The following is a 19920-nucleotide window of genomic DNA, read 5'->3' as shown; positions in this document are numbered from 1 at the left end:
AGTTTTAGAAATGCAAGAGCCGTGTCAAAAAAACACGGCCCTTTATTATGATTCTTCTTTTTCCTGCTGCTCCCGATTGAGCGCCTTGATGACGATTTGTGCGGCCAGTTCACGAGGCAGGCGTTTATCCATGCTCAATTTCTGGATATACCGGTGTGCCTGCGGCTCTGTCCACCCTTTCATCTGTACCAGCATCAGTTTGGCGCGGTCGAGCGTACCGCCGCCCTCCGCCACTTTCATCACGAGGCGAATCGCCTGTATCAGTGCGTCCTTGGTCAGCGGATTGGCCAGAATGGTTACGCCGCTGCCATCCAGCACCTCATGCGCCTCAAAAAGTGCGCCACGGTCTATGACAATCATGACACCGTTCACGCCGCCCTGTGCGAGTTCCAATGCCAAATCCAGCACATTTTCATCAGGCAGTTTCCCCGCAAGCAAAACGGCATTCATTTCACTCATAGACGTTTTGCGGCGGGCCTCTGCGCCCGATACAGCTACCGAGGGATGAATTGCAATCGACGAAGTAATCAGTTCACACAGATTGTTACAGAAAGTACGCTGCCCACATACGACAAGCATCCCGTCATTCAATATACACCCTCCAAATGTATGGTTTACGCGAAAAGGATCAGTATCCGCTTCCGCACCGTTTACTCAATAGATGGACAGGTAACGGTCAACTTCCCATGGATGCACCGTCTGGTTATACGCATCCCATTCAGCACGCTTGGTTTTCAAATAGCTGTTGAATGCATGTTTCCCCAGAATTTCCTGCAATAGTGTATCCTGCTCCAGCGCCGTGAGCGCTTCTCCCAAAGAAGCAGGCAAACGCTCCAACCCGGCAGCTTGGATTTCATGCAATGTCATATCTTGAATATTAACTTTCAGCTCCGGCGGCGGCAAGATCTTTTTCTCGATCCCCTCCAGTCCCGCGCCAAGCAGTGCGGCCAACGACAGATACGGGTTGCAGGTGGCATCTGGGCTGAGCAGCTCGATGCGGGCATGTTCATTCTTTTTGGCAGGGATTCGAACCAACGGGCCACGGTTCTTCCTTGCCCACACAATGTAAGCCGGCGCCTCATTTCCCGGCACCAGCCGTTTATAGGAATTGACCAGCGGATTAAACAAAGCGGTTAATCCCCGGATGTGTTTCATCACCCCGCCAATAAAATAGTATCCCTCTTTAGAAAGCCCCAACTCGTCATTCGGATCAGCAAACACATCGTGGTCGTTTTTCACCAGCGACATATTGATGTGCATTCCCGAACCGGCCTCATTATTCAGCGGCTTAGGCATAAATGTAGCGTGCAGCCCATGCTTCTGCGCAATAATTTTGACGACCATCTTGAAAGTCTCTATATTATCCGCTGTTTTTAACGCGTCGTCGTAGCGGAAATCAATTTCGTGCTGTCCGGCCGATACTTCATGGTGACTGGACTCAACCACAAACCCCATGTTTTCCAGCGCCAGGCATACCTCGCGCCGCGCGTTTTCTCCCAGATCAATGGGGGCCAGATCGAAATATCCCGCCGTGTCATGCGTCTGGGTAGCCGGCAGACCGTGTTCATCCGTATGGAACAAGAAAAATTCACACTCCGGTTCCACTAAAAATGTATATCCTTTGGCAGCAGCATTGTCCACCATCTTTTTCAGAATATAGCGCGGATCTCCCTCAAACGGTGTGCCATCCTGAGAAAGCACATCGCAGATAAACCGCACGACTTTCCCTTGTTGCGGCCGCCACGGAAAAACATTCAGCGTGTCCAGTTCCGGCACCAAAAGCATCTCGGATTCTTCGGACCTGGAAAATCCATCCACCGCAAACCCATCAAACAAAACGCCGTCCAACGCGCTTTCCATGTTAGATGAATTGATGGCGATATTCTTCATGATTCCGCCGATATCGGTAAACTGGAATCGAATAAACTTCACATCGTTTTCTTCTATGAACTGAAATACATCTTCGCGATCCAATTTTTACCCTCCTCATTGGCAAACTGCGTCTGCCTTTGCCAGACATCCGCTTCGCAGGATATCCCCGCAAATCAAACGCTGCCTTCGTACACGGCCCATACGGCTATTTATACTATCATAAAATACTTTACAGATTTGTGCAACTCTTTTTCGGCATTTATAAGAATTTCTATCAACAGACATCACCATCGTGTTGTTTTTTGATTTTCCCGGATATGAATGGTATAATAAAAAGGTATTGTCGGATTTTCTCTGCCCAATTGTGTAAAACGTATGGATATGAATAAACGGAAGGTGATAGTGTGGCAAAAATTGGTGTGTTATCGGCCATGCCGGTCGAAATCGAAAGCATCATCCAAAAGTGCGGGGCAAAACCACTTGCTACCCCGCATTTCTACAAAATATGGGAAGGCACTTTCAGCGAAAATCGCGTCTTTTTTGCATGCAGCGGCATCGGCAAGGTCAACGCCGCCGCGACTGCGCAGCATTTGATTGACGCATTTCAGGTAGATTGCATCATCAACATGGGTATTGCGGGCGGTATTGCCAAAGACTTGCACACGTTGGATGTGGTCATCGGCGACGAGGTCTTTTATCACGACTTCAACCCCGCCTCTCTGCTGCAAAAGTACTACCCGTTCCATGAGCAGTTCACTTGCGACAAGCGGCTGATTGAGATCGCTCAATCGGTCTGTGAAGCCACCCCGGAAGTAGAGCATTTCCGCGTCGGGCATATCGCATCCGGTGACTGCTTCGTGGAAGCAGGTGAAACCAAATCACGCATCCGTGAAGAACTGGGTGGCGTTTGCTGTGAAATGGAGGGCGCCGCCATCGGACACGTTTGTTTTTTAAATGAAGTGCCATTCCTGATTGTGCGCACCATTTCCGATCTGGCCGACGAAGCTGCCCCCATGGCCTATGCAGAGTTTGAAAAGAAAGCCTCCATCCAGTCCAACCACGTGGTGGAAGGCATCCTAAACACCATTTAAAGTATATACTATTTTTCGAGTGGAGCATAAACATATGAGAAGGCACGACCGTGAAGTAACCGATTTGGACGAACAATTGGATATCATACGCCGCTGTGATGTCTGCCGACTGGCTTTCTACGATACAGAAGCACCCTATATTGTTCCTATGAACTTTGGCTTTGAGTGGATAGACGGCGCTCTGGTTCTTTATTTTCATTCTTCCAATTCCGGTGAAAAACTGGAACGCATGGCCGCACATCCACAGGTCGGGTTTGAGATGGACTGCTCGCACCGGCTGCTGGAAGCGGAAAAAGCCTGCAACTACAGTATGGAGTATGAAAGTATTATAGGGCGTGGCTTTGCCAAACTGGTCGCCGATGACCAGAAACTGCACGCACTCACTTGCATTATGCGGCAGTACCGTGCAGAGGAATCCTACTCTTTTGACCCCCGCATGGTGAAAGCCGTCACGGTCTTTCAAGTGACCGCATCAGCTTTTACTGCCAAACGCCTGCAAAAACGCTAACAGCACTGCTTTAAACTTTGACACAAGGATACACCCGCCGGTAAAGATAACCGGCGGGTGTATTTGTATGCGTTTATTTCTGATTTTTCTTTTCGCCCTGTTCTTTGGCCCAACGGCCTTCTTCTGGGTTTTCCCCAATCTGATCGCCCGCCGGCGCCGCAGTATGCCCTTTTTGTTTGGTGGCACCGCCCTGTTTACGTTGAAATTTATCCGGCATGGTCTTCTCCTTTGACAACAGAAACAATCGTATATCCATAGTTTAGACCACGGCCTGCCAAATATGCGCGGCGTCAGCAAACTCCTCTGTTGCTGACGCACATTGCAAAGCGTTCAGGCAAAAAAATAAGACAAACAAAACCGTAACCGGTTCCATTTGCCTCGTGAAAGACACCAAGTGTGTCTGTTAGACCAATTCGATAATGGCCATTTCCGCCGCGTCTCCGCGCCGGGGACCAATCTTGTAGATGCGGGTGTAACCGCCGTTGACCTCTTTATACTTCGGGCCAAGTTCGTCGATCACTTTTTTAGATACCGCTTCTTTAGTGACGAATGAATAGATCTGACGTTTGGAATGGAGATCCGTTTCCTTGCCAAGCGTGATCATTTTTTCGGCGAGCGAACGGACTTCTTTTGCTCTGGCCAAGGTGGTTTCGATCTTGCCGGTTTCCAGCAGGAACGTCACCATGGCACGCAGCATTGCCAGTCTGTGGTCGGTCGCTCTGCCAAGTTTTCTGGTTCCGGGCATTGCACTCACTCCTTTATGCGCGGGATGAGAACTGGTTACTCCTCATCCCTTTTTAAAGAAAACCCAAGCGAATTGAGCTTGCTGATGACTTCCTCAAGCGATTTGCGGCCAAGGTTGCGCACCTTCATCATATCGTCTTCCGTGCGGTTGATGAGGTCCTCCACCGTATTGATGCCCGCGCGCTTGAGGCAATTGAATGAGCGCACCGAAAGGTCCAACTCTTCAATCGTCATCTCCAGCACTTTTTCCTTGCTTTTATCGTCCTTCTCGACCATAATCTCAGCGGACTGCGTTTCTGCGCAGAGTGCCACAAAAAGGCCTAGATGTTCGTTAAGGATTTTCGCACCGATGGAAACCGATTCCCTCGCGGAAATGGTCGCGTCCGTCCATACTTCAAGCGTGAGCTTGTCGTAATCTGTAATCTGGCCGACACGCGTGTTTTCCACCGCATAGTTCACTTTCAGCACCGGCGTATAGATGGAATCCACCGGGATGACCCCGATGGCAGGCTGGAGCGTTTGCTTATTGCGCTCGGCCGCGACATAGCCGCGTCCTTTATCCAGTGTGATCTCCATATACAGCTTGGCACCCGCCGCTAACGTGGCAATGTGCATGTTGGGGTCCAAGATTTCAACTTCGGAGTCGGTCTTGATATCCCCTGCCGTGACTTTGCACTCGCCTTCGGCGTCAATATATACAACCTTTGGGCCTTCGCTATGCAGCTTGGCCGTAAGGCCTTTAATGTTGAGGATGATTTCGGTGACGTCTTCTTTCACGCCGGGTACAGTCGAAAATTCGTGCTGCACACCATCGATCTTGACTTGTGTCACCGCCACGCCCGGAAGCGAGGAAAGCAGCACGCGGCGCAGGCTGTTGCCCAACGTCGTCCCATAACCGCGTTCCAGCGGCTCCACAACAAAACGGCCATAAGAACCGTCTGCCGTCAGCTCCGCCGTTTCGATCCTCGGCTTCTCAATTTCAATCATGAACAACCCTCCTGACGGTTAGGCGCATATGCGCCCGCATCGAATCCTTGAAACCGAACCTGCCACACCAACGCGCGGCAGGCGGTTCGCTGTGCTTCGCCGCGATGCGGTGAAGCTGCGAGGGCATCGCCTTACTTGGAATACAGCTCGACGATGAGATGCTCTTCAACCGACAGGTCGATGTCTTCGCGGTTGGGCAATACGGCCACGGTACCCGAAAATGCCTCGCGATTAACTTCCAGCCACTTGGGCACTGGACGAGCGGCGTTTGCTTCCACGATGCTCTTAATGAACTCGTTGGAGCGGCTGCTCTCTTTCACAGTGACCACATCGCCGACTTTCACGCGCATGGACGGGATGTTCGCCTTTTTGCCATTGATGGTAAAATGCCCGTGGCGCACAAGCTGACGGCTCTGTGCGTGGGAACTGGCAAAGCCAAGGCGGTACACCACATTGTCCAGCCGCAGTTCCAGAAGGCGCAGCAGGTTTTCACCGGTGATGCCGGGCTTAGACTCTGCAATTTCAAAATAGTGGCGGAACTGACGTTCCAACACACCGTAATACCGGCGGGCTTTCTGCTTTGCACGCAGCTGGATGCCATATTCGGACACTTTTTTCCGATCCTGTCCGTGCTGGCCCGGCGCATAGCTGCGGCGGCCCACGGAGCATTTATCCAAATAGCAGCGCTCGCCCTTCAGGAACAGTTTCTGACCCTCCCGGCGGCAAAGTTTGCAAACGGAATCCGTATATCTTGCCATTGTTTCAACACACCTCCTGTTTCTGAATCAAACGCGACGTCTTTTCGGCGGGCGGCAGCCATTGTGCGGGATAGGAGTCACATCTTTAATCATGTTGACTTCCAGTCCGGCAGCCTGCAAGGCACGAATGGCCGCTTCACGGCCGGAACCCGGGCCTTTGACGAAGACTTCAATGGTCTTCATACCATGTTCCATTGCCACTTTTGCGGCGGTTTCGGCAGCCATCTGCGCGGCAAACGGAGAACTTTTGCGTGAACCGCGGAAGCCCAAGCCACCCGCGCTTGCCCAAGAGATTGAGTTGCCCTGTGTGTCCGTGATGGTGACGATGGTGTTGTTGAACGTCGACTGGATATGTGCGGCTCCGCGGTCAATGTTCTTACGCTCACGGCGTTTCCGCGTGGCGGTGGCGCCCTTTTTATTGGCAACAGCCTTGTTGGCCATTCAATTTCCCTCCTTAATTACTTCTTCTTGTTCGCAATGGTCTTCTTCGGACCTTTGCGCGTACGTGCGTTTGTTTTAGTGCGCTGTCCGCGAACCGGCAGGCCCTTGCGATGACGCACGCCCCGGTAACAGCCGACCTCAACCAGGCGCTTGATGTTCAGCGCGACACGGCGGCGCAGGTCACCTTCAATGGTGAATTGTTTATCGATGACATCACGCAGCGCAGAGACCTGTTCTTCGGTCAAATCCTTGACACGGATATCAGGATTTATACCGGTAGCCTTGAGAATATCATCCGCAGACTTGCGGCCAATGCCGAAAATATACGTCAAACCGATCTCCACCCGTTTTTCATTGGGCAGATTCACGCCGGCTATACGAGCCATATGGTTACACCTCCATTATTTTACGGCAGTTTAACCTTGCCGCTGTTTGTGCTTGGGATTTTCGCAAATGACCATGATGCGCCCTTTGCGTTTGATGACCTTGCATTTTTCGCACATGGGTTTTACAGAAGGCCTTACTTTCATTACGATTCCTCCCTTTCGGATGGACGCGGCCGCTCCAGAGCTGCCGCGTTGCACGGTTATTTCGAGCGCCAGGTGATGCGCCCGCGGGTCAAGTCGTACGGGGACATTTCCACGGTGACTTTGTCTCCCGGCAAAATGCGGATATAATTCATGCGCAGCTTGCCGGAGATGTGTGCAAGAATCATGTGATTATTGGGAAGTTCCACCTGAAACATTGCATTAGGCAACGCTTCCCTCACAACACCTTCAAGCTCGATCATGTCGTCTTTGGACAAGCTAAATTCCTCCCCCGGAAACCGCAGCCGCATCGGCGCCGAATACACCGAGCGCTTTCCTGATCTGACGGTTGGTCGCTTTGCTTATATCCGGCAGGGTCAACCGGCCGACCGCCTGTAAATGCTTGCATTTTTTGCGTTTGAGTTTTTCAACTTTTCGGCGTTTGCCGTCCGCTATGAGCGCATGGCTGTCGTCTGCAAAATCAATCACGGCGAAGTAGCCGCCTTTGTCGTGCCCGGCAAGCGCCAGCACGACGGTTCCGGTCTCTATTTCCATGGGGCCTCCCACATCACGGAGCCGTGAGAATCACGGGGCCGTCTTCCGTGATGGCGACGGTGTGTTCAAAATGCGCCGACAGACTACCGTCCATTGTAGTGACCGTCCAGCCGTTGGGCATTGTCTGGACTTCCTTTGCGCCCTGATTGATCATGGGCTCGATCGCGATTACCATGCCTGGAACAAGCCTTGCGCCATGTCCCACGCGCCCATAGTTCGGCACATCCGGTTCCTCATGCATGTCTTCTCCGACACCGTGCCCTACAAAAGGACGAACCACGGAGTACCCGAGCGCCTCTACATAGGTCTGCACCGCATGGCCGATATCCCCGACGCGGTTACCCGGCCGTGCGGCTTTGATTCCTTCGAACAGGCCGTCTCGCGTAGCATCCATCAGTGCCTGCGCTTGGGCACTCACTGTGCCGGCCGCAAATGTCCAAGCGTTATCGCCGTTAAAGCCATCATAAATAGCTCCCACGTCAATGCTGACGATGTCGCCGTTCTGGATTTTGTGTTTTCTGTCCGGAATACCGTGGATAACCTCGTTATTCACCGAAATACATGCAGTGGCAGGAAACCCGCCATATCCAAGAAACGACGGCTTTGCGCCCGCCTTGACAATGAATTCATGCATAATGTGATCCAGCTCTTCAGTGGTGATGCCGGGTGCAACATGTTTGCCGCCCTCCAGCAACGCCAACTGGGAAATGCGGCCGGCTTCCCGCATTTTTTTAAGCTGATGCGCATTCTTTAAAATAATCATAACCGACCTTCTAACGTTTGCAAGGTCAACGTTGTCGTATCGACAATCTGTTCCTGGCCCTCGACGACAGCAAGTTTGTTCTGCCGCGCGTAATAATCTTTAAGCGGCTCGGTCTGCGTGTGGTAAACCTCCAGACGTGCTTTCACAGTTTCCGGTGCATCGTCTGCACGCTGTACCAGCTTGCCGCCGTCCAAGTCGCACACGCCTTCCTGTTTGGGGGCGCGGTACTGGACATGGTATGAGGTTCCGCACTTCTCGCAAACCCGGCGTCCTGACATGCGGGCAATAATGCGTTCGTCCGGTACGTGAACTTCCAATACCGTATCGATCTGCACACCCATTTTGTCAAGCGCTTCAGCCTGCGGGACGGTGCGGGGAAAACCGTCCAGAATGAAGCCGTTCTGATATGCGGGCTCTTTTAGTTTTTCCTTGATCATGCCCACCAGGATTGCATCGGGTACCAGGTTCCCCGCATCCATATAGGTTTTGGCTTCCAGCCCCAGTTTGGTGCCGTTTTTAACCGCCTCGCGCAGCATGTTGCCAGTCGAAATAGTAGGAATGTGAAAATGTTCGCAGATTTTTTCCGCCTGTGTACCCTTGCCGGCGCCCGGTGCTCCTAAAAGGATCAGGTTCATAGTTGCCTCCCGTCTGCATCCGGCCGGCCGACAGTCAAGCTGCCAGTCAACCAATGATTACTCAAGGAATCCCTTGTAATGCCGCATCATCATTTGCGATTCAAGCTGCCGCTGGGTATCCAGCGCCACACCTACAAGAATCAGCAGGCTGGTGCCGCCGAGTGCGATGTTCAAGCCTGCACCCGCCGAGAGCGCGATAGGCAGAACTGCAACCACACCCAGAAACACCGCGCCGATGAGCGTCACACGCGAGATCACGCGCTGGATAAAATCGGCAGTCGGCTTGCCCGGACGAATACCCGGGATGCCGCCATTATTTTTGCGCAGATTGTTGGAAATTTCAAATGGATTGTATTGGATAGCTACATAGAAGAAGTTAAACAGGATGATGAGTACAAAGTAAACAACAGCGTAAAGCCAGGATGTGTAGCCAAACCAAGTAAATACTTTATAGATAGTGGAGGCCTTAGGCAAAAAACCGCCGATGATGGATGGGATGCTCACAATAGATGACGCAAAGATGATCGGCATAACACCCGACATCGTCACTTTAATTGGAATGTAAGAGCTTTGCCCGCCATACATTTTGCGGCCCACCACGCGTTTGGCATATTGCACCGGGATGCGGCGTTCCGCGTCGTTCATGAAAACAATTGCCACAATCACAAACAAACCCAGCACAATCAACACAGGAATCAGCACATGGTACTTTCCGCCAATACTCCAGTATTTCGATATTGCGCTGCCAATAGACGGTCCACGGCTGACGATGCCGGCAAACAGCAAAATGGAAATACCATTGCCAATGCCCTTGTCATTGATCTGCTCACCCAACCACATCATCAGGCAACTGCCTGCCGTGAACACCGCCACAATGACGATGGCCGCAAAAACAGCGGAAAATCCCGTGCTGTATTGTGTGATATGGGAATTAAGCAAATAAAAGTACATGCCAAGCCCTTGCCCTAAGCCAAGGAACATCGTGAAAACACGGGTGATGGAATTGAGCTTTTTCCGCCCCACTTCACCTTCTTTGCTCAGGCGTTCTAAAGCCGGGATGGCGACTGTTAGAAGCTGAATAATAATGGTGGCATTGATATATGGGGTAACGGACATGGAAAAGATGGTGGCACGGGAAAGCGCGCCCCCGGTCAGAATGTCGATATATCCCATAAGGCTATTGCCGCCGCTGGTAATTTCGTTATGCAACGCGGTCAGGTTCAAATAAGGAACCGTGATAGCTGCGCCGATGCGGAAAATGACAATGACAAGCAGCGTATAGAGCAGCTTTTTTCGCAGTTCGGGCGATCTCCATGCATTACGGAATGTATCAAACATCTTAGATCACCTCAGTCGTTCCGCCGGCTGCCTCAATCTTCTTTTTGGCAGCTTCGGAGAAAGCAGAGGCTTTTATGGTCAGTTTTTTGGTCAGCTCACCTTGAGCCAGCACCTTTACGCCATACGGCGCTTTTTTGACCAGACCGGCTTCTTTCAACGCGGCCGCATCTACCACTGCGCCATCCTCAAACACATTGAGTGCCTGCACATTGACATGTGCGAACGGCTTGGCGAAGATATTGGTAAAGCCGCGTTTCGGAATGCGACGGATAAGAGGCATCTGGCCGCCTTCAAAACCGGGGCGCACACCGCCGCCGCTTCTGGCCTTCTGGCCCTTATGACCTTTGCCGGACGTCTTGCCGTTGCCGGACCCGATGCCGCGGCCCTTGCGGAACGCGTCTTTAGACGCGCCTTCGGCGGGCGAGAGTTCATATAACTTCATGGGCTTCGCACCTCCTTTTATGCTTCTACTACCTCAACGAGATAGCTGATTTGATTGATTTTGCCCCGCGTCTGCGGGTTATCCGGTTGCGTGACCACATCACGGATCTTGCGCAGACCCAGCGCGCGCGCAGTGGCGATGTGGGATGCTTTTCTGCCGCTCAGGCTTTTGAGCAGCGTAATTTTCAGTTCTGCCATGATGGCTGCTCCTCCTTAACCCAGGATTTCCTTGACCGTTTTGCCACGGATCTCAGCGACCTGCTGCGCGTTACGGATGCTCTTGAGTCCCTGAATGGTTGCGCGAACCACGTTGCAGGGGTTATTGGAACGAAGCGCCTTGGTGCGGATATCTTTGATGCCTGCCACTTCGACCACGGCACGCACCGGGCCACCGGCGATTACGCCGGTACCGGGTGCGGCGGGTTTAAGCAGCACACGGCCTGCGCCAAAAGCCCCAATGATTTCATGTGGAATGGTGGTGCCCTTCATGGACACCGTGATCAGGTTTTTCCTTGCGTCCTCAATACCTTTGCGGATCGCGTCGGGCACCTCGCCCGATTTTCCAATGCCAAAACCGACTTTGCCTTTGCCGTCGCCCACGACGACCAACGCGGCAAACTTAAAGATACGACCGCCCTTAACCGTTTTAGAAACGCGGTTAATCGCGACGACCTTTTCATTCATGTCGGATTCTTCTTGTCTATTTGAACGAAAATTGTTCCGTGCCAAAGCCATCCCTCCTCAATCAGAACTTCAGGCCGCCCTCACGGGCGCCCTCTGCGAGTTCCTTGATGCGCCCGTGATAGACAAAACCGCCGCGGTCGAAGCGCACCTCGGTGATGCCTTTCTCAGTCGCTTTCTTGGCAATTGCGAGACCAACCTTTTTTGCTGCCTCTTTATTGCCGCCCGTTCCTTCAAAACCCTTATCCATCGTGGATGCAGCGACCAGCGTCACGCCTGCGACGTCGTCAATGACCTGCGCATAGATATGATGGAGGGAGCGGAACACATTCAGCCGCGGACGTTCCGCTGTGCCGGAAATCTTCCCGCGCACGCGCTTATGCCGCCGCAGTCTTGCTTTGTTGCTGTCCGGTTTTTTGATCATGTTTGCTTCTCGCTCCTTCCTTACTTCTTACCGCCCTTACCGGCCTTGCCTTCTTTGCGGTGGATGACTTCATCGATATACTTGATGCCTTTGCCCTTATAAGGCTCCGGCGGACGTTTCTCCCGCAGTTCCGCAGCAAACTGTCCAACCTGCTGTTTGTCCGGACCATGGATGATGATTTTATTCGGTGCAGGCACATCCAGCGTGATGCCCGGCACTTCCTCGACGATAACCGGATGGGAATAGCCGAGATTAAAGGTCACTTTTGTGCCCTGTTTCGCTGCGCGGTAACCGACGCCGTTGATTTCAAGCTCTTTTTTGAACTCTTCCACCACGCCGTGAACCATATTGGCCACCAGCGAACGGGTCAGGCCGTGCAGTGCACGGTGCTGTTTTTCGTCGTCGGGGCGGGTCACATGGATGACATTCCCCTCGACGGCGATTTTGATATCAGGATGAAACGACTGTGTCAATTCGCCTTTGGGGCCTTTCACGGTAACCGTGTTGCCTTCCGTAAGCGTGACGTTTACGCCGTTTGGTATTTCAATCGGTTGTTTACCGATACGCGACATACGAACCCCTCCTTACCACACAAAGGCCAGCACTTCGCCGCCCACGTTTTCTTTACGCGCCTCGCGGTCGGTCATGATGCCCTTGGAGGTGGAAATGATGGCGATGCCAAGGCCTTTCATTACTTTGGGCATATCTTCGCAGTTCGTGAACATGCGAAGGCCGGGTTTGGAAACCCTGCGCAGCCCTGTGATGACATGGGACTTGCCCGGGCCATATTTCAGGTTGATGCGGATGGTACCCTGTTTATTGTCTTCTATGACATTAAAATTCCTGATATACCCCTCGTCAAGCAGAATACGGGCAATTGCCTTCTTCATATTGGACGCGGGGATATCGACGGTATCATGCTTAGCCGAGTTTGCATTGCGAATGCGTGTGAGCATATCGGCGACTGTATCGGTGACTTGCATGGCGTCGAAACCTCCTTTCGAGCTGTAATTACCAGCTTGCTTTTCTCACACCGGGAATCTGGCCCTTATAGGCAAGATTGCGGAAGCAGATGCGGCATATCCCGTATTTGCGAAGATAAGCGTGCGGCCGGCCGCAGATTTTGCAACGGTTATAGCTCCGGGTGGAGAATTTCGGCGTCCTCTGCTGCTTGATTTTCATTGATGTTTTTGCCACAACACAACCCCCTTATTTACGGAACGGCGCACCGAACAGGGTGAGCAGTTCTCTGGCTTCCTCGTCCGTCTGCGCGGTGGTCACGAAAATGATATCCATGCCACGCACTTTATCCACTTTATCATAATCAATTTCCGGGAAAATCAACTGTTCTTTCAAGCCCAGCGCATAGTTGCCGCGGCCATCGAACGAGTTTGGATTGATACCGCGGAAATCACGCACGCGCGGCAGAGCCGTATTGAACAGGCGGTCGATAAACTCGTACATCCTGTTTGCACGCAACGTGACTTTCACGCCGATATTCATGCCTTCGCGCAATTTGAAGTTTGCCACGGATTTACGTGCTTTGGTGATCACGGGTTTCTGTCCGGTGATCATCGCAATCTCTTCCATGACCGAATCAATCACCTTTGCGTTGTCGCGTGCATCGCCGCAGCCAACATTGATGACTATCTTTTCGACCTTGGGGATCTGCATGACGCTTTTATAGCTAAACTTTTTCATCAGCGCGGGGGCAATGTCGTTTTTATAGGTTTCTTTGAGCCTGGCCATGTGCTATCCTCCTGAAAACTTACAGGGTAGCGCCGCATTTGCGGCACACTCTGGTCTTTGTGCCGTCGTCGGACACTTGGTGGCCGATTCGGGTGGGTTTTCCGCACTTGGGGCAGACGATCATGACCTTGCTGGCATACATCGCGCCCTCAGCCTTGACGATGCCGCCCTGCTCGCCCATTTTGCGCGGTTTGACGTGCTTAGTGACCATTCCACGGCCTTCGACAATGACTTTGCCTTCTTTGGGGCTGACCTCGAGCACTTTGCCCTCTTTGCCTTTGTCTTTACCGGAAATAATTTGCACGGTGTCGCCCTTTTTGACGTGCACTTTGCTGTTCATAACAATCGCGCCTCCCATCAAAGCACTTCGGGAGCAAGGCTAAGGATTTTAAGATATTCCTTCTCCCGCAGTTCCCTCGCCACCGGCCCGAAAATGCGGGTGCCCCGTGGGGTTTTATCGTCTTTTATGATAACCGCCGCGTTTTCATCAAAACGGATGTGGGTGCCGTCCAACCGGCCCACGCCTTTAACGGAACGCACGATGACGGCTTTGACCACGTCGCCTTTTTTCACAACGCCGCCGGGTGTTGCTTTCTTGACAGAAGCCACCACGATATCGCCGATATTAGCATACCGTCTGCGGGAACCGCCGAGCACACGGATACACATCAGCTCTTTCGCGCCGGTGTTATCTGCTACTTTCAGATATGTTTGCTGTTGAATCACGGTGCCGCCTCCTTCCTAAACGGATAAATTATTTCGCTCTTTCGAGAATTTTGACCAGGCGCCAGCGCTTATCTTTCGACAGCGGGCGGGTTTCCATGATGGTCACACGGTCACCGATCTTGGCTTCGTTATTCTCGTCATGGGCTTTCAGGCGCAGGGTGCGCTTGATAATCTTTTTATACAACGGATGTTTGACATTGTCCTCAATGGCAACCACCAGCGTTTTGTCCATTTTATCGCTCACCACGCGACCCACGCGGGTTTTGCGCAGCGTCGTTCTTTCGCTCATGGATGTTCCTCCTTCCAAAGCTCTTACGCGCCTTCGCGGATTTCCGTCTCGCGCAGCACTGTTTTGATGCGGGCAATGTCCTTTTTGACGGCCTTGATCCGCATGGGGTTCTCAAGCTGGTTGATGGCGAGTTGGAAACGAAGGTTGAAAAGCTCGGCCTTGAGGTCCTTGAGCTCGCTGTTCAAGTCTTCGACCGACTTGGTACGGATCTCTTGTGCTTTCATGACTGCTCACCATCCGTTTCTGCCTTCTTGACAAACTTGCATTTGATGGGCAGTTTGTACATCGCAAGGCGCATGGCTTCACGCGCGGACTCCTCGGGGATGCCGCCGATCTCAAATAAAACGCGACCGGGTTTTACAACGGCCACCCAGTATTCGGGAGAGCCTTTACCGGAACCCATGCGGGTTTCGGCCGGTTTTTCAGTAATGGGCTTGTGCGGGAAAATCTTAATCCAGACCTGGCCGCCACGCTTGGTGAAGCGAGTCATGGCAATACGGGCAGCCTCAATCTGGTTGGACGTAATCCACGCCGGTTCCAATGCCACAATACCGTACTCACCATAGTTGATCGTATTGCCGCGCAGCGCCCGGCCGGTCATGCGGCCGCGTTGCTGCCGACGGAACTTGACGCGTTTGGGCATCAACATTAATGCTCTCCTCCTTCCCGGGGTGTTCTTCTCACTTCGGGCAGAACCTCGCCTTTATAAATCCAGACTTTCACACCGATTCGACCATAAGTGGTTTTTGCTTCTGTAAAACCATAGTCGATGTCGGCACGGAGTGTCTGCAAAGGAATGGTGCCCTCGTGATAATGTTCCACACGCGCGATCTCGGCGCCGCCCAAGCGACCTGCGACGGTTACTTTGATACCCTTGGCTCCCAATTTCATTGCGCGGCCGATGGACTGCTTCATGGCACGACGGAATGAGATGCGTTTTTCAAGCTGTGCGGCGATGTTCTCAGCCACGAGCTGTGCATTCACGTCCGGGGTGCGCACTTCAACGATATTGATGGAAACCGGCTTGCCCAGTTTGGCTTCACATTCGACGCGCAATTTATCGATCTCAACGCCGCCCTTGCCGATAACCATACCGGGTTTGGCACAGTGGATATGAATGCGGACGCGGGAGGCGTCGCGCTCAATCTCAATGCGCGGGATGCCAGCTGAAAACAGCTTCTTTTTGAGGTAATTCCGCAGGTTGTAATCCTCTACGAGGATATCGCCGAAGACATTGTCTTTAGCAAACCAGCGGGAATCCCAGTCTTTGATGACGCCCACTCTTAAACCGTGGGGATTGACTTTCTGGCCCATACTTTCCCTCCTCTTAAGCGTTTTCCGATTCCGCGGCCTCTTCGAGCGCAATTGTCACATGGGACGTACGCTTGAGGATCTGGAACGCGCGGCCGTGCGCTCGCGGGCGAATCCGTTTGAGCATGGGGCCGGGGCTGACAAAGCACTCTGCCACATACAGCCGGGAAACATCCATGTTGTGGTTGTTTTCGGCGTTCGCCATGGCCGATTGGAGTAATTTGACCAGATACTCACTGGCCGACTTGGGGGTATGCTTTAAAATCGCAACGGCGACGTCAACCGGCTTATTACGGATGAGATCGAGTACGATCTGAACCTTGCGGGGCGCGATACGCGCGTAGCGCAAGTGTGCGACTGCTTGCATGGGGTTCCTCCTTCCCGCCTGTTTATCTGGCGTTGCTGACTTTGGAGCCGGAATGGCCTTTAAATGTCCGCGTGGGGGCGAACTCGCCGAGTTTGTGACCCACCATGTCCTCCGTCACATAGACGGGGACATGCTTGCGGCCATCGTGTACGGCGATTGTATGACCGACAAATTCCGGGAAAATGGTGGATGCGCGGCTCCATGTTTTCAGCACATTCTTTTCACCGGATTTGTTAAGTGCCACAATGCGCTTCATCAGCGCTTCTTCGACATAAGGGGCTTTTTTCAAGCTTCTGCTCATACCGTGAAGATCCTCCTTTCAACACGCGTGTGGTGCAAACGCACAACTGTGCTTATTTGCCGCCGCGGCGTTTGACAATGAATTTATCGGAAGCCAGCTTCTTCTTGCGGGTCTTGTAACCAAGGGTCGGCTTGCCCCACGGGGTAACCGGGCCTGGACGGCCAACTGGGGATTTGCCTTCACCACCGCCGTGCGGATGGTCGTTCGGGTTCATTGCAGAACCGCGGACGGTCGGACGCCAGCCCATGTGCCGTTTACGCCCGGCTTTGCCGAGTTTAACGTTTTCATGGTCAATGTTGCCGACCTGACCAATGGTGGCTTTGCATTCCTGCGGCACGTTGCGCAATTCACCGGACGGCAGGCGGATGAGCGCCAAGCCGTTCTCACGCGCCATCAGCTGAGCCATAATGCCCGCTGCGCGCGCGAGCTGACCGCCCTTGCCGGGGTGCAGCTCGATGTTGTGTACAAACGTACCGACCGGGATGTCGGAAAGCGCAAGGGTGTTACCCGGTTTGATGTCCGCTTCTTTGCCGGAGAGAACAGTGTCCCCCACCTTCAAACCAAGCGGCGCAAGAATATATCGTTTTTCACCGTCTTCATATTGCAGAAGGGCGATATACGCGGAACGATTCGGATCGTACTCCACCGAAAGCACTTTGGCGGGTGCGTCAACCTTATCGCGTTTGAAATCAATGATGCGGTATTTCACACGGTTTCCACCGCCGCGATGCCGAACTGTGATGCGGCCGTAACTGTTGCGGCCGGCATGTTTGGAGAGGCTGACGAGCAAGCTCTTCTCCGGCTCCACTTTGGAAAGCTCCTCGAAGGTGGGAACGGTCATGTTCCGCCTTGCCGGGGAGGTGGGGCCATATTTTCTGATTGCCATTCTGGTTTCACTCCCTTTTCGTTACCGAAGTTTACGCAAGGCCTTCGAAGAATTCAATGGCTTTCGATCCCTCTTTGAGGGTAACGATCGCCTTTTTCCAATCGGAGGTGTATCCTGAGCTGCGACCGACCCGTTTGAAACGGCCGTGCACACTGATGGTATTCACCTTGGCGACCTGCACACCGAACAGTTCTTCGACCGCTTTGGCGATCTCGACCTTGCCCGCTTCGGACGCGACCCGGAACGTATAGATTTTATTGGCGATGCCAGCCATGCTCTTTTCGGTGATGACCGGGCGGATAATGACGTCTTGAGGTGTTTTCATTATGCGTACACCTCCTCGAGTGCGGCAACCGCATCTTTGGAAATGAAGAATTTGTTGCTGTTGAGCAGGTCAAACACATTGAGGCTACCGGTGCTGGCGGTTTTCACGCCAGGAATATTGCGCGCGCTGCGCACAAGGTTCTCATTGATGTCCGCCGTAACAAACAACGTTTTCTTCTCCGCGCCAAACACGCCAAGAATCTTGACGACCTGCTTGGTTTTAATCTCCGGAAGGGAGATGGCGTCGAGCACCACAAGCTCCCCTGCGGCCAATTTGGCGGAAAGTGCGGACTTAATTGCAAGACGGCGCACTTTTTTGTTCACGGTATAGCTGTAGCTGCGCGGTTTCGGGCCAAGTGCGATGCCGCCGTGTTTCCACTGCGGTGCACGGATAGAACCCTGACGCGCGTGTCCGGTACCCTTCTGTCTCCACGGCTTGCGGCCACCGCCGGAAACCTCGGAACGGGTGAGCGTGGACTGGGTGCCCTGCCGTTGGTTGGCCAAATAATTGACCACTACCGTATGCAGAACCGTTTTGTTCGGCTCGATGCCGAAAATGGAATCGGCAAGCTCGATCTCTCCGACCTGCTCGCCCGCGATGTTAAATACTGTCGCTTTAGGCATTGCGCATCCTCCTTCCCTTAGGCCTTTTTGACGCTGTCGGCGAGTATGACGATACCGCCCTTGGGGCCGGGAATGGCACCTTTCAGCGCAATCAGGTTGTTTTCAGCATCCACCTTGACTACATCAAGGTTCTGCACGGTCACGCGTTCGTTGCCCATCTGTCCAGGCATTTTTTTGCCCTTGGGTACGCGTGACATATTGGTGCTGGCGCCCATGGAACCGACTTCGCGGTGCACAGGGCCGGTGCCGTGGGTCATTTTCAGGCGATGATGTCCCCAGCGCTTGATAACACCGGCGAAGCCTTTACCTTTGCTGGTGCCGGCCACATCTACGTGGTCGCCTTCCGCAAAGACATCGGCTTTGACAATGTCGCCGACATTCAGGCCGCTCACATCTGCCAGACGGAATTCGCGAAGCACCCGTTTGGGGGCGACGCCCGCTTTTTCAAAGTGTCCTTTTTCCGGTTTGGTCAGCAGCTTTTCGCGCACTTCCGCAAACCCGAGCTGTACACTTTCGTAGCCGTCGTTCTCCACGGTTTTTTTCTGCACCACAACGCAGGGCCCGGCTTCGATGACGGTAACAGGAATAACGTTTCCGCGTTCATCGAACAGCTGAGTCATGCCGACTTTTTTACCGATGATGCCTTTTTGCATGAAACTTGCCTCCTTTGGTTATTGGTTGGCCTCCGGGCCTTGCCCTTGCCAACATGACCTGCGCCGCGGGAAACCCGCGCGCCGGCAATCAGAGCTTAATCTCGATCTCGACGCCCGCCGGCAGCTCCAAGCCCATCAATGCGTCCACCGTCTTGGGCGACGGGCGCAGGATGTCGATGAGCCGCTTGTGGGTACGGGTCTCGAACTGCTCGCGGCTGTCTTTGTACTTGTGCACCGCACGCAGAATGGTTACGATCTCGCGATCGGTCGGCAGCGGCACCGGGCCGGACACGCGTGCGCCTGTGCGCTTCGCGGTCTCCACGATTTTCTCCGCCGACTGGTCGATAAGCTGATGGTCGTAACTCTTGAGCCTGATACGAATCTTTTCTTTTACTGCCATCTTGTTCGCCTCCTTGAAAAATCCGGTTGCCGCCGATGCGAGAAAAATCAAACACACATCCGGGTGTTTCGTGACCGGATAATGAAAAACCGGATAGCTGCACAAGGCGCAATTCTATCCGGGAAATATCGCATCGCTACGCAAGGGCGTAAAAACGCCCGGCGTCCACTATGGTTCCGCCCGGTTTAAAATCGGACATACTCCACGAAAATTACCCGCGAAAACGCGGCAACCTCTCGCTTCAACGCATATCTGCATCGCTTTTTTCAGCGCGCCTATGTAGTATATCATAAATACAACACAGTTGCAAGAAAAGTGTTTTGAAATCTATGTAGAAATTTCTCCAATTTTTATGTGCATATTGTACATAGCTCTCTGTGCCGTCTTTTGATACATCTTATGTAACCCGCGCCGTCCATTCCGCCATGGTGCTCCTGTTCTTTTGAAAAGATAAACAAATCTTCCACTTGACAGTCGCGAAGCATGGATATATAGTTAGTTATATAAGTAATTAACCATATAACC

37 protein-coding genes are annotated in these 19920 nt (G+C 52.9%); 2 read left to right on the top strand and 35 right to left on the bottom strand.

Annotated elements, in window-relative coordinates; all coding sequences use genetic code 11:
- Positions 1-45: 45 nt before the first annotated feature.
- Positions 46-591, bottom strand: coding sequence for an ANTAR domain-containing response regulator (locus ABF463_RS09220; RefSeq protein ID WP_415533319.1), 546 nt, complete (start codon positions 589-591; stop codon positions 46-48).
- Between the two features lie 63 nt (positions 592-654).
- Positions 655-1974: a type I glutamate--ammonia ligase gene (gene glnA / locus ABF463_RS09215; RefSeq protein WP_415533318.1), complete on the bottom strand. Its 1320-nt coding sequence runs from the start codon at positions 1972-1974 to the stop codon at positions 655-657.
- Between the two features lie 302 nt (positions 1975-2276).
- Between glnA and ABF463_RS09210 the strand changes: the two genes are divergently transcribed.
- Together ABF463_RS09210 and ABF463_RS09205 are read left to right on the top strand one after the other, a co-directional pair.
- A complete protein-coding gene (locus ABF463_RS09210) occupies positions 2277-2963 on the top strand; it encodes a 5'-methylthioadenosine/adenosylhomocysteine nucleosidase (protein WP_415533317.1) in 687 nt (228 codons plus the stop codon).
- Positions 2964-2997: 34 nt separating this feature from the next.
- Entirely contained in the window at positions 2998-3471 is a 474-nt protein-coding gene (locus ABF463_RS09205) for a pyridoxamine 5'-phosphate oxidase family protein (protein WP_415533316.1), read from the top strand.
- Positions 3472-3544: 73 nt separating this feature from the next.
- On the opposite strand, the gene ABF463_RS09200 is transcribed toward ABF463_RS09205, so the two are convergent.
- The 33 genes from ABF463_RS09200 to rpsJ all read right to left on the bottom strand — a co-directional run bounded on the left by ABF463_RS09200 (position 3545) and on the right by rpsJ (position 19395).
- Positions 3545-3688: a hypothetical protein gene (locus tag ABF463_RS09200; RefSeq protein ID WP_415533315.1), complete on the bottom strand. Its 144-nt coding sequence runs from the start codon at positions 3686-3688 to the stop codon at positions 3545-3547.
- A 186-nt stretch (positions 3689-3874) separates the two neighbouring features.
- Positions 3875-4216, bottom strand: a complete 342-nt coding sequence (gene rplQ, locus ABF463_RS09195; RefSeq protein WP_415533314.1) for a 50S ribosomal protein L17 — start codon at positions 4214-4216, stop codon at positions 3875-3877.
- A 35-nt stretch (positions 4217-4251) separates the two neighbouring features.
- Positions 4252-5202: a DNA-directed RNA polymerase subunit alpha gene (locus tag ABF463_RS09190; RefSeq protein WP_415533313.1), complete on the bottom strand. Its 951-nt coding sequence runs from the start codon at positions 5200-5202 to the stop codon at positions 4252-4254.
- Positions 5203-5333: 131 nt separating this feature from the next.
- Entirely contained in the window at positions 5334-5960 is a 627-nt protein-coding gene (gene rpsD / locus ABF463_RS09185; protein WP_415533311.1) for a 30S ribosomal protein S4, read from the bottom strand.
- A gap of 27 nt (positions 5961-5987) precedes the next feature.
- A complete protein-coding gene (gene rpsK / locus ABF463_RS09180) occupies positions 5988-6401 on the bottom strand; it encodes a 30S ribosomal protein S11 (RefSeq protein WP_415533310.1) in 414 nt (137 codons plus the stop codon).
- A 17-nt stretch (positions 6402-6418) separates the two neighbouring features.
- Positions 6419-6787, bottom strand: a complete 369-nt coding sequence (rpsM, locus tag ABF463_RS09175; protein WP_415533309.1) for a 30S ribosomal protein S13 — start codon at positions 6785-6787, stop codon at positions 6419-6421.
- Between the two features lie 30 nt (positions 6788-6817).
- Complete coding sequence (gene rpmJ, locus ABF463_RS09170) at positions 6818-6931, bottom strand: 50S ribosomal protein L36 (RefSeq protein ID WP_013484358.1); 114 nt, start codon at positions 6929-6931, stop codon at positions 6818-6820.
- Positions 6932-6987: 56 nt separating this feature from the next.
- The gene (gene infA, locus ABF463_RS09165; protein WP_415533308.1) at positions 6988-7206 is read right to left on the bottom strand and encodes a translation initiation factor IF-1; all 219 of its coding nucleotides are present in this window, start codon (positions 7204-7206) and stop codon (positions 6988-6990) included.
- Position 7207: 1 nt separating this feature from the next.
- Positions 7208-7483, bottom strand: coding sequence for an RNA-binding protein (locus tag ABF463_RS09160; protein WP_415533307.1), 276 nt, complete (start codon positions 7481-7483; stop codon positions 7208-7210).
- 13 nt (positions 7484-7496) lie between these two features.
- Entirely contained in the window at positions 7497-8246 is a 750-nt protein-coding gene (gene map, locus ABF463_RS09155; protein WP_415533306.1) for a type I methionyl aminopeptidase, read from the bottom strand.
- On the bottom strand, positions 8243-8881 hold the full coding sequence (locus tag ABF463_RS09150) for an adenylate kinase (RefSeq protein ID WP_415533304.1): 639 nt from the start codon (positions 8879-8881) through the stop codon (positions 8243-8245). Before ABF463_RS09150 ends, map begins: the two co-directional genes overlap by 4 nt.
- A 57-nt stretch (positions 8882-8938) precedes the next feature.
- Positions 8939-10219 carry a preprotein translocase subunit SecY gene (secY, locus tag ABF463_RS09145; RefSeq protein ID WP_415533303.1) on the bottom strand — a complete coding sequence of 427 codons (1281 nt, stop codon included), beginning with the start codon at positions 10217-10219 and terminating at the stop codon, positions 8939-8941.
- A 1-nt stretch (position 10220) separates the two neighbouring features.
- Positions 10221-10661, bottom strand: coding sequence for a 50S ribosomal protein L15 (gene rplO, locus ABF463_RS09140; RefSeq protein WP_415533301.1), 441 nt, complete (start codon positions 10659-10661; stop codon positions 10221-10223).
- 17 nt (positions 10662-10678) lie between these two features.
- Entirely contained in the window at positions 10679-10858 is a 180-nt protein-coding gene (gene rpmD / locus ABF463_RS09135) for a 50S ribosomal protein L30 (RefSeq protein WP_415533300.1), read from the bottom strand.
- Positions 10859-10873: 15 nt separating this feature from the next.
- The gene (gene rpsE, locus ABF463_RS09130; RefSeq protein ID WP_415533299.1) at positions 10874-11395 is read right to left on the bottom strand and encodes a 30S ribosomal protein S5; all 522 of its coding nucleotides are present in this window, start codon (positions 11393-11395) and stop codon (positions 10874-10876) included.
- 10 nt (positions 11396-11405) lie between these two features.
- Positions 11406-11765, bottom strand: coding sequence for a 50S ribosomal protein L18 (rplR, locus tag ABF463_RS09125; protein ID WP_415533298.1), 360 nt, complete (start codon positions 11763-11765; stop codon positions 11406-11408).
- Positions 11766-11785: 20 nt separating this feature from the next.
- The gene (gene rplF / locus ABF463_RS09120; protein WP_415533297.1) at positions 11786-12337 is read right to left on the bottom strand and encodes a 50S ribosomal protein L6; all 552 of its coding nucleotides are present in this window, start codon (positions 12335-12337) and stop codon (positions 11786-11788) included.
- Between the two features lie 12 nt (positions 12338-12349).
- Positions 12350-12748, bottom strand: a complete 399-nt coding sequence (gene rpsH / locus ABF463_RS09115; RefSeq protein ID WP_415533296.1) for a 30S ribosomal protein S8 — start codon at positions 12746-12748, stop codon at positions 12350-12352.
- Between the two features lie 28 nt (positions 12749-12776).
- A complete protein-coding gene (locus ABF463_RS09110) occupies positions 12777-12962 on the bottom strand; it encodes a type Z 30S ribosomal protein S14 (RefSeq protein ID WP_415533295.1) in 186 nt (61 codons plus the stop codon).
- 12 nt (positions 12963-12974) lie between these two features.
- The gene (gene rplE / locus ABF463_RS09105; protein ID WP_415533294.1) at positions 12975-13514 is read right to left on the bottom strand and encodes a 50S ribosomal protein L5; all 540 of its coding nucleotides are present in this window, start codon (positions 13512-13514) and stop codon (positions 12975-12977) included.
- Positions 13515-13533: 19 nt separating this feature from the next.
- Positions 13534-13854 (bottom strand): 50S ribosomal protein L24, encoded by a 321-nt coding sequence (gene rplX / locus ABF463_RS09100; RefSeq protein WP_415533292.1) that lies wholly within the window; start codon positions 13852-13854, stop codon positions 13534-13536.
- Positions 13855-13871: 17 nt separating this feature from the next.
- Positions 13872-14240, bottom strand: a complete 369-nt coding sequence (gene rplN, locus ABF463_RS09095; RefSeq protein WP_415533291.1) for a 50S ribosomal protein L14 — start codon at positions 14238-14240, stop codon at positions 13872-13874.
- 28 nt (positions 14241-14268) lie between these two features.
- Positions 14269-14529, bottom strand: coding sequence for a 30S ribosomal protein S17 (rpsQ, locus tag ABF463_RS09090; protein ID WP_415533289.1), 261 nt, complete (start codon positions 14527-14529; stop codon positions 14269-14271).
- A gap of 23 nt (positions 14530-14552) precedes the next feature.
- Complete coding sequence (gene rpmC / locus ABF463_RS09085; RefSeq protein ID WP_415533288.1) at positions 14553-14753, bottom strand: 50S ribosomal protein L29; 201 nt, start codon at positions 14751-14753, stop codon at positions 14553-14555.
- Positions 14750-15178: a 50S ribosomal protein L16 gene (gene rplP / locus ABF463_RS09080; RefSeq protein ID WP_415533287.1), complete on the bottom strand. Its 429-nt coding sequence runs from the start codon at positions 15176-15178 to the stop codon at positions 14750-14752. Before rplP ends, rpmC begins: the two co-directional genes overlap by 4 nt.
- On the bottom strand, positions 15178-15843 hold the full coding sequence (rpsC, locus tag ABF463_RS09075) for a 30S ribosomal protein S3 (protein ID WP_415533286.1): 666 nt from the start codon (positions 15841-15843) through the stop codon (positions 15178-15180). The genes rplP and rpsC overlap by 1 nt, the downstream gene beginning before the upstream one ends.
- 13 nt (positions 15844-15856) lie before the next feature.
- A complete protein-coding gene (gene rplV / locus ABF463_RS09070) occupies positions 15857-16207 on the bottom strand; it encodes a 50S ribosomal protein L22 (RefSeq protein ID WP_415533285.1) in 351 nt (116 codons plus the stop codon).
- 22 nt (positions 16208-16229) lie between these two features.
- Positions 16230-16508: a 30S ribosomal protein S19 gene (rpsS, locus tag ABF463_RS09065; RefSeq protein ID WP_415533284.1), complete on the bottom strand. Its 279-nt coding sequence runs from the start codon at positions 16506-16508 to the stop codon at positions 16230-16232.
- A 52-nt stretch (positions 16509-16560) separates the two neighbouring features.
- Positions 16561-17394 carry a 50S ribosomal protein L2 gene (gene rplB / locus ABF463_RS09060; RefSeq protein ID WP_415533283.1) on the bottom strand — a complete coding sequence of 278 codons (834 nt, stop codon included), beginning with the start codon at positions 17392-17394 and terminating at the stop codon, positions 16561-16563.
- A 31-nt stretch (positions 17395-17425) separates the two neighbouring features.
- Positions 17426-17719: a 50S ribosomal protein L23 gene (rplW, locus tag ABF463_RS09055; protein ID WP_415533282.1), complete on the bottom strand. Its 294-nt coding sequence runs from the start codon at positions 17717-17719 to the stop codon at positions 17426-17428.
- Positions 17719-18342, bottom strand: a complete 624-nt coding sequence (gene rplD / locus ABF463_RS09050) for a 50S ribosomal protein L4 (RefSeq protein ID WP_415533281.1) — start codon at positions 18340-18342, stop codon at positions 17719-17721. Before rplD ends, rplW begins: the two co-directional genes overlap by 1 nt.
- Before the next feature lie 17 nt (positions 18343-18359).
- Entirely contained in the window at positions 18360-18995 is a 636-nt protein-coding gene (gene rplC, locus ABF463_RS09045; protein ID WP_415533280.1) for a 50S ribosomal protein L3, read from the bottom strand.
- A gap of 88 nt (positions 18996-19083) precedes the next feature.
- Entirely contained in the window at positions 19084-19395 is a 312-nt protein-coding gene (gene rpsJ, locus ABF463_RS09040; RefSeq protein ID WP_013484332.1) for a 30S ribosomal protein S10, read from the bottom strand.
- Between the last annotated feature and the right edge of the window lie 525 nt (positions 19396-19920).

It is taken from the genome of Ethanoligenens sp., assembly GCF_047718355.1.
GTDB lineage: Bacteria > Bacillota > Clostridia > Oscillospirales > Ethanoligenentaceae > Ethanoligenens.
The sequence above is the reverse complement of the archived record's forward strand: the minus strand, read 5'-3'. Positions and strand labels throughout refer to the sequence as shown.

Excerpts from the sequence above, each read along its gene's own strand:
- ABF463_RS09205 (WP_415533316.1), top strand. The coding sequence starts at position 2,998 with ATGAGAAGGCACGACCGTGAAGTAACCGATTTGGACGAACAATTGGAT.
- ABF463_RS09200 (WP_415533315.1), bottom strand. The coding sequence starts at position 3,688 with ATGCCGGATAAATTTCAACGTAAACAGGGCGGTGCCACCAAACAAAAA.
- rplQ (WP_415533314.1), bottom strand. The coding sequence starts at position 4,216 with ATGCCCGGAACCAGAAAACTTGGCAGAGCGACCGACCACAGACTGGCA.
- ABF463_RS09190 (WP_415533313.1), bottom strand. The coding sequence starts at position 5,202 with ATGATTGAAATTGAGAAGCCGAGGATCGAAACGGCGGAGCTGACGGCA.
- rpsD (WP_415533311.1), bottom strand. The coding sequence starts at position 5,960 with ATGGCAAGATATACGGATTCCGTTTGCAAACTTTGCCGCCGGGAGGGT.
- rpsK (WP_415533310.1), bottom strand. The coding sequence starts at position 6,401 with ATGGCCAACAAGGCTGTTGCCAATAAAAAGGGCGCCACCGCCACGCGG.
- rpsM (WP_415533309.1), bottom strand. The coding sequence starts at position 6,787 with ATGGCTCGTATAGCCGGCGTGAATCTGCCCAATGAAAAACGGGTGGAG.
- rpmJ (WP_013484358.1), bottom strand. The coding sequence starts at position 6,931 with ATGAAAGTAAGGCCTTCTGTAAAACCCATGTGCGAAAAATGCAAGGTC.
- ABF463_RS09160 (WP_415533307.1), bottom strand. The coding sequence starts at position 7,483 with ATGGAAATAGAGACCGGAACCGTCGTGCTGGCGCTTGCCGGGCACGAC.
- map (WP_415533306.1), bottom strand. The coding sequence starts at position 8,246 with ATGATTATTTTAAAGAATGCGCATCAGCTTAAAAAAATGCGGGAAGCC.
- ABF463_RS09150 (WP_415533304.1), bottom strand. The coding sequence starts at position 8,881 with ATGAACCTGATCCTTTTAGGAGCACCGGGCGCCGGCAAGGGTACACAG.
- secY (WP_415533303.1), bottom strand. The coding sequence starts at position 10,219 with ATGTTTGATACATTCCGTAATGCATGGAGATCGCCCGAACTGCGAAAA.
- rplO (WP_415533301.1), bottom strand. The coding sequence starts at position 10,661 with ATGAAGTTATATGAACTCTCGCCCGCCGAAGGCGCGTCTAAAGACGCG.
- rpmD (WP_415533300.1), bottom strand. The coding sequence starts at position 10,858 with ATGGCAGAACTGAAAATTACGCTGCTCAAAAGCCTGAGCGGCAGAAAA.
- rpsE (WP_415533299.1), bottom strand. The coding sequence starts at position 11,395 with ATGGCTTTGGCACGGAACAATTTTCGTTCAAATAGACAAGAAGAATCC.
- rplR (WP_415533298.1), bottom strand. The coding sequence starts at position 11,765 with ATGATCAAAAAACCGGACAGCAACAAAGCAAGACTGCGGCGGCATAAG.
- rplF (WP_415533297.1), bottom strand. The coding sequence starts at position 12,337 with ATGTCGCGTATCGGTAAACAACCGATTGAAATACCAAACGGCGTAAAC.
- rpsH (WP_415533296.1), bottom strand. The coding sequence starts at position 12,748 with ATGCAAGTCACCGATACAGTCGCCGATATGCTCACACGCATTCGCAAT.
- rplE (WP_415533294.1), bottom strand. The coding sequence starts at position 13,514 with ATGGCCAGGCTCAAAGAAACCTATAAAAACGACATTGCCCCCGCGCTG.
- rplX (WP_415533292.1), bottom strand. The coding sequence starts at position 13,854 with ATGAACAGCAAAGTGCACGTCAAAAAGGGCGACACCGTGCAAATTATT.
- rpsQ (WP_415533289.1), bottom strand. The coding sequence starts at position 14,529 with ATGAGCGAAAGAACGACGCTGCGCAAAACCCGCGTGGGTCGCGTGGTG.
- rpmC (WP_415533288.1), bottom strand. The coding sequence starts at position 14,753 with ATGAAAGCACAAGAGATCCGTACCAAGTCGGTCGAAGACTTGAACAGC.
- rplP (WP_415533287.1), bottom strand. The coding sequence starts at position 15,178 with ATGTTGATGCCCAAACGCGTCAAGTTCCGTCGGCAGCAACGCGGCCGC.
- rpsC (WP_415533286.1), bottom strand. The coding sequence starts at position 15,843 with ATGGGCCAGAAAGTCAATCCCCACGGTTTAAGAGTGGGCGTCATCAAA.
- rplV (WP_415533285.1), bottom strand. The coding sequence starts at position 16,207 with ATGCAAGCAGTCGCACACTTGCGCTACGCGCGTATCGCGCCCCGCAAG.
- rpsS (WP_415533284.1), bottom strand. The coding sequence starts at position 16,508 with ATGAGCAGAAGCTTGAAAAAAGCCCCTTATGTCGAAGAAGCGCTGATG.
- rplB (WP_415533283.1), bottom strand. The coding sequence starts at position 17,394 with ATGGCAATCAGAAAATATGGCCCCACCTCCCCGGCAAGGCGGAACATG.
- rplW (WP_415533282.1), bottom strand. The coding sequence starts at position 17,719 with ATGAAAACACCTCAAGACGTCATTATCCGCCCGGTCATCACCGAAAAG.
- rplD (WP_415533281.1), bottom strand. The coding sequence starts at position 18,342 with ATGCCTAAAGCGACAGTATTTAACATCGCGGGCGAGCAGGTCGGAGAG.
- rplC (WP_415533280.1), bottom strand. The coding sequence starts at position 18,995 with ATGCAAAAAGGCATCATCGGTAAAAAAGTCGGCATGACTCAGCTGTTC.
- rpsJ (WP_013484332.1), bottom strand. The coding sequence starts at position 19,395 with ATGGCAGTAAAAGAAAAGATTCGTATCAGGCTCAAGAGTTACGACCAT.